Source organism: Paenibacillus sp. 01T442 (genome assembly GCF_056398345.1).
On the sequence record NZ_JBFTPF010000152.1, the window covers coordinates 1 to 5,246 of the forward strand.

Here is a 5,246-nt window from a genome sequence, read left to right on the forward strand (position 1 = left end):
CGTTTTTCAAGGGGCTTCGCCACACATTTATACGTACTTGTCAAGTCTTACGTTTTTCAAGGGGCTTCGCCACACATTTATACGTACTTGTCAAGTCTTACTTCTCTTCTTCGTGCAAAAAAAAGAACGGGCTATCTTTTCGATAACCTGCTCTTTTTCTTGATATTTGAACCCGCGCCTTAACTAAATGACATTGGCCGCGAGGCAGCTCTTTGCTTAACAAATTTATGAGTCATGGTAACCATATTCATTACATTGGGCATGGACTAGATTTAAAGTTGAATCTTTTGCAGCACCAGAGAAGGCAGTCGGTCATTTTTGGCTCGATTGCCTTTCCTTATGTTAATTGCAGGGGAATCTTATTTATCCACGAATAATCAATGTATGGAAAATTGTATTAATGTGAAGTATGCGTATTGGTAATCGAGGATTTCGATGATTCCTGCTTAGAGAGAATTTACTCAAACATTAGATGATATGACCCTTAATCATTGTCCATTGCACTTGGAATTGTTCATTTAACAAGACAAGATCAGCGTCAAAGCCCGTGGAGATTCTGCCTCGGTTATCAAGACTTAATATTCGTGCAGGTGTGGTTGAAGCCATTTGAACCGCGTCTTTTAAAGAAATGCCGGTTTCTACGGTTAGACGAAGTGCCTCATTCATCGTAACCGTACTGGAGGCTAAAGTCCCATCCTCTAGTCGAGCTACACCGTCGGAAACCGTAACATGATGTCCACCGAACACATAATTCCCATCACCTAGTCCCATGGCTTGCAAAGCATCTGTGATAAGTACCATGCCATCTGGTCCTTTCAGACGATGCATCATTCTAACGATCGCAGGATGCAAATGAATACCATCCACAATTGCTTGGAGGCTTACATGTTCTTCTTCAAAAGCGGCTACAACCAGACCGGGATCACGATGATGAATCGGACGCATGCCATTGAAACAATGCGTTACGTGACTCGCTCCGGCTTCAAAGGCTTGCTTTGCTTCCTCATATGTGGCATCCGAATGCGCAACCGCGATTATAATGCCATTTTCTTTCAGAAAAGAGATGAGCTCCATCCCGCCAGGTAATTCTGGGGCTATTGTAACCATCTTAATCAGTCCATCTGCTTCGTTAAAAATTTCTTTCATTTCAGTAAGATTCGGATGTCGTAAAAACCGTTCATTTTGCATACCTTTACGCTTCGGATTCAGGTACGGACCCTCTAGATGAAGCCCGGCAATTTTGGCCCCGACTTCACGCCCGATTAAACGTTTCACACTACGAATCATGGCTAGTAATTCTTCAATTGTAGAGCTAACGGAGGTAACCAGAAATGAGGTGCAGCCCGTTTCAGCACAAGCACGCGAAACCTCCTGAATACTCGCCTCACTGCCATCCATCATATCGAACCCGTTAGCACCATGGATATGCACGTCGATCATACCAGGTATCAATAAATGTCCTTGGCCATCCATAAGTTCATATTCGCCCTCCGGAAGAGAAGAAAGACCACTTTCTATCTTTTCAATAATTCCGTTTCTTATCCAAAGTGTGGCAGGTAGAACAAGGTCGTCTGGTTGAATTACGTTTACGTTGTGCAAAATTTTAAGACTCATCATTGTTATCCTCCTCGTATTTGTCTTTCTCTTCACATTGAATAATCGTTATATTTTTATTATGGAGTACTTCTCTTATTTCGTTAGGCACTTCTTGATCGGTAATCAAAATATCCACAAAGTCAAAATCTAAACGATAAACCGATTTGTTTGTAAACTTCGTGAAATCAGCCACGACGATTACCTGATCCGATCTGCGGGCCATCTCTTTTTTTACAGAAACATCATCTTCGTAAGGAAAGTAAAGCCCATCAGTTCGTATAGATGTAGCGCCGATAAATGCCTTATCAGCTCTTAATTCTCTTAGTTTATCAATGACGGAAGGTCCATATAATAACCGATTTTTGGTATGTAAATAGCCACCTAGCACATATACTTGCAAATCTTCCCGTCCTGAGAGAATCCCTACAATGTCTATGGAATGTGTGACAACTGTAATATTTTTAGCTGAAATTTGTTCTGCTACAGACTGTACCGTAGTTGATACGTCTAAAATGACTGTTTCCCGATCTTGAACTAGTTTAGCTGCTATCTTCCCAATTTTACTTTTACTGTCTGTTTCGTCAATTAAACGTTCCTGATAGGAGGCAATTTCCTTCTTCAATTGAGGTAAAGCGACGCCTCCATGTGTACGAATAACGACCCCTTCTTGTACTAATTTAACAATATCTCTTCGGGCTGTATCCCTAGATACATCTAGAAGAGAGCAGATGTCCATAACACTCATCGCATGGTGTTCATTAATATAGTCGAGTATTTTCAGTAACCGTTCTTCTTGATACATCATCATCACCTCTTATAAGTAATATTATCATGAATTATAAGTTAATTAAAGATATTTTTAAGTATATTTAAGTATTTTAGTAATTCCCCTATTTCATTTGGCCAATTGATAGGCTTAATTTGTAATTGCCGTATATTAAAAGCTCTTCGAGCAAAGCATTCAATTCTATGGCTGTTGTGACACTTACCCTTATCCAGTAGTAGCCTTCTTCGCTTACGCGGTGCGCTTCAATGACATTATTGTTTTGTTGAACAAACGATTGAAAAGATTGTGTTAATGTTCAAAATTCATGAGCGTAGAACGAAATACGAGGTTTGAACAATAAAAAGGCTCCTTGGTATGATGTTAATGGATCTCAGTTGCTGGCGAGCGTCGGATCCAAAAACAAAACCAAGGAGATTACAACATGCATTCTACTCAGTTGTTCATGAGTTGGTTCCAGGAGATTTCAATGGAACAAGGGCTCCAAGACCTGACAATTATAGTGACTATGAGGATACTAGGGAAGATTTCGAAGATGGTGAGTCAGGCAGTCAACCCTGAACCACCTAACCGTATCGATATTACTAGACCCACAGCTCGTAGCTGTGGGGTTTCCTTTTGTTATCCAAGGACTGTTTAATGGAATTATGTGGTAAAAAGTTTTGTAAAAGAATTGGAATGGTAAGAGCAACTTTTACTTCATCGTACCGTCTATAATTCGTAATGGTAAATAAAGGGAGTGTTTGAATTTTGGGATAGTTTGTTTAGGTCTAACTTAAGGAGTTGAGATTTTTGAGGAAATTTATTCTTGGAATAGTTGTAGGAATGTGTTTATCCATCTCTACTGCGGTGATTGCTTCAGAATCAGTTCAAACATATTTGTTTCCAGCATTTTTCAATATCAATGGTCAAAATGTCCCTTTAGACGACAAAGAGTATGCGGTACTTAATTATCAAGGGCACGCTTACGTTCCTGTCCGATTTATAGCTGAACAGTTAGGGGCTTTTGTAGATTACACAGACCAAGGTATATACAAGGACATTACAATTAATCATTTCCCTTCAAATGTTCCCATACTTAAAGATGATAAATATGCCAATATTCACTTTGGTTTGCTCGACTTATACTTAGATGGCGGATATACGGGTATTCGAGGATTATTAGCTTTAGATCATGACAAAGATTCGATTACCGAACATGACATTGAGTTTAAATTGCATTTTTATGATGCGAACGATAAGCTGATTGGGACGGCATCAGGCACGTCCAAACCTGGTAGCTCTGACCAAAAGCAAACCATTAGCATGGGCGAAATTAAGTGTGTTTCGGCTGGCGAAGTTGGTGATTTCTCTAAATATGCAAAAGTGGATTTTGAAGTCACAGCCTATAAATAATCCTCGTTGGAGGCTAAGGATTTAAGTTCCGTTAATAGACGTTGTCCCTATTTTACCAATAGCTTAAACTAATAAAGTATCTCGTTTACTTAAGTCAGTTGAAGATGCACCAGCAGTATTCAACATCTTTTCTGATGCTGATGTAACAAAAGATATGGGCGAAAATCCGTTTTAAATATTATTTGAGAAATCATCCAGAGGATGCCAAGCAATATGGTGACTTAAAATCGGAACTCGCGCAACGATTCCAGAATGACCGTTTGGCATACACGAATGCTAAGGGGGATTTTGTGAGAGAGATATTACAACGTGCGGGTTGGAAATGATGTCTATTACTGCTTCTTGTTTTAAGAAACAACGCTTCGCTCTTTTAATGGACTCTCTCCAGTTTCTCTTGTGAATATCGATAACTCACCAGAACGGAATCAAATCTTTCGTCATTAATGTAGAATTCAAAGAATGGCGGATCCAAGTTTTTGGAAATTTTGACGTATATTTTGCTTTTGTAATCGGAAAGACCAGCGGACCAGCTGCTCTCTTCTGCTAACGTATCGGCAAAGGCCGCACTTCGTTGAAGGTTACCGTTATGCATATGGATGACCATTACGTCAGGCAACTGCAAATGCATGCCTTGAAACTCAATGACGAATTCATTTTGTCCATCGGCGTCGAGGTCCTTAAAAGACGGGCTGCCCCATTGATCAAAAGTATACCAAGCTTTTTGCGAGAAATCGTAGACGATATAGAGCATGAGCCCCGGACCGTTCGCAGACAACTCAACCCCGCCTAAGAAATAATAATCCTTTGAACCGGACGAATATGTTTGGTTGAACACGACTGTGTTATTGACTGCTTCTTTATCTAGTAGATCGTGGGAAACGTTGTTAATCAGGTATATTTTTCCTTGCAGGTTCATTTCAATGTCCAACTGTTGCGGTAGAAGCGAAGCTTCGTCTTTCGGTTGTTGATAAATGGTCAACTCGATTGGCTTTCCTTGGAAAGCTCCGAACGAAAGGCTACGTACACTTGCCCATTCTGCTTGTGGCTTACCTACCTGTAACTGGCTCAGCTGAATAGGTTGAAAGGACAGATTTACTGTTTGAGGGAATGCCTCCGCAACAGGTGGAGCTGTGTTTGACAGCTGGTTGGGCTGAACCGATGCGACGTTCGGTTGGGGAGTGCTTGCAGGCTCGCGTACAGTTGCCTGATTGCCTGATGAGCAGGATGCAAGAAGTATGCTTAAACAAAGGATGACGAAAACAAGAAGCTTCTTCATGATTGGAACCACTCCTTTACATATTTACATTTTTCGTTTCTTTCCAACAAAATAGACGACTCTTCAAAATAATAGTTGCATCGAAAATTATAAAGAATCTCTATGTAAAGTATATTTGTAATTAGAAATACGGAAATAACTGAGTAAAGATTTTGTAAAGTATATTTGTAATTAGAAATAATTGGTATAATTACC

5 protein-coding genes are annotated in these 5,246 nt (G+C 40.0%); 2 read left to right on the forward strand and 3 right to left on the reverse strand.

Annotated features, from left to right (window positions below; translation table 11 throughout):
* Positions 1 to 468: 468 nt before the first annotated feature.
* Together nagA and AC1DLM_RS34620 are read right to left on the reverse strand one after the other, a co-directional pair.
* Entirely contained in the window at positions 469 to 1,614 is a 1,146-nt protein-coding gene (gene nagA, locus AC1DLM_RS34615; RefSeq protein ID WP_477572525.1) for an N-acetylglucosamine-6-phosphate deacetylase, read from the reverse strand.
* Complete coding sequence (locus AC1DLM_RS34620; protein ID WP_477572526.1) at positions 1,604 to 2,398, reverse strand: DeoR/GlpR family DNA-binding transcription regulator; 795 nt, start codon at positions 2,396 to 2,398, stop codon at positions 1,604 to 1,606. Before AC1DLM_RS34620 ends, nagA begins: the two co-directional genes overlap by 11 nt.
* 774 nt (positions 2,399 to 3,172) lie before the next feature.
* On the opposite strand from AC1DLM_RS34620, the gene AC1DLM_RS34625 reads away from it, so the two are divergent.
* Together AC1DLM_RS34625 and AC1DLM_RS34630 are read left to right on the forward strand one after the other, a co-directional pair.
* Positions 3,173 to 3,775, forward strand: a complete 603-nt coding sequence (locus AC1DLM_RS34625; protein WP_477572523.1) for a stalk domain-containing protein — start codon at positions 3,173 to 3,175, stop codon at positions 3,773 to 3,775.
* A 152-nt stretch (positions 3,776 to 3,927) separates the two neighbouring features.
* Positions 3,928 to 4,101, forward strand: a complete 174-nt coding sequence (locus AC1DLM_RS34630) for a GrpB family protein (RefSeq protein WP_477572527.1) — start codon at positions 3,928 to 3,930, stop codon at positions 4,099 to 4,101.
* A 44-nt stretch (positions 4,102 to 4,145) separates the two neighbouring features.
* Here the strand turns inward: AC1DLM_RS34630 and AC1DLM_RS34635 are convergent, their stop codons facing one another.
* On the reverse strand, positions 4,146 to 5,051 hold the full coding sequence (locus AC1DLM_RS34635) for a hypothetical protein (RefSeq protein WP_477572524.1): 906 nt from the start codon (positions 5,049 to 5,051) through the stop codon (positions 4,146 to 4,148).
* Positions 5,052 to 5,246: the final 195 nt, after the last annotated feature.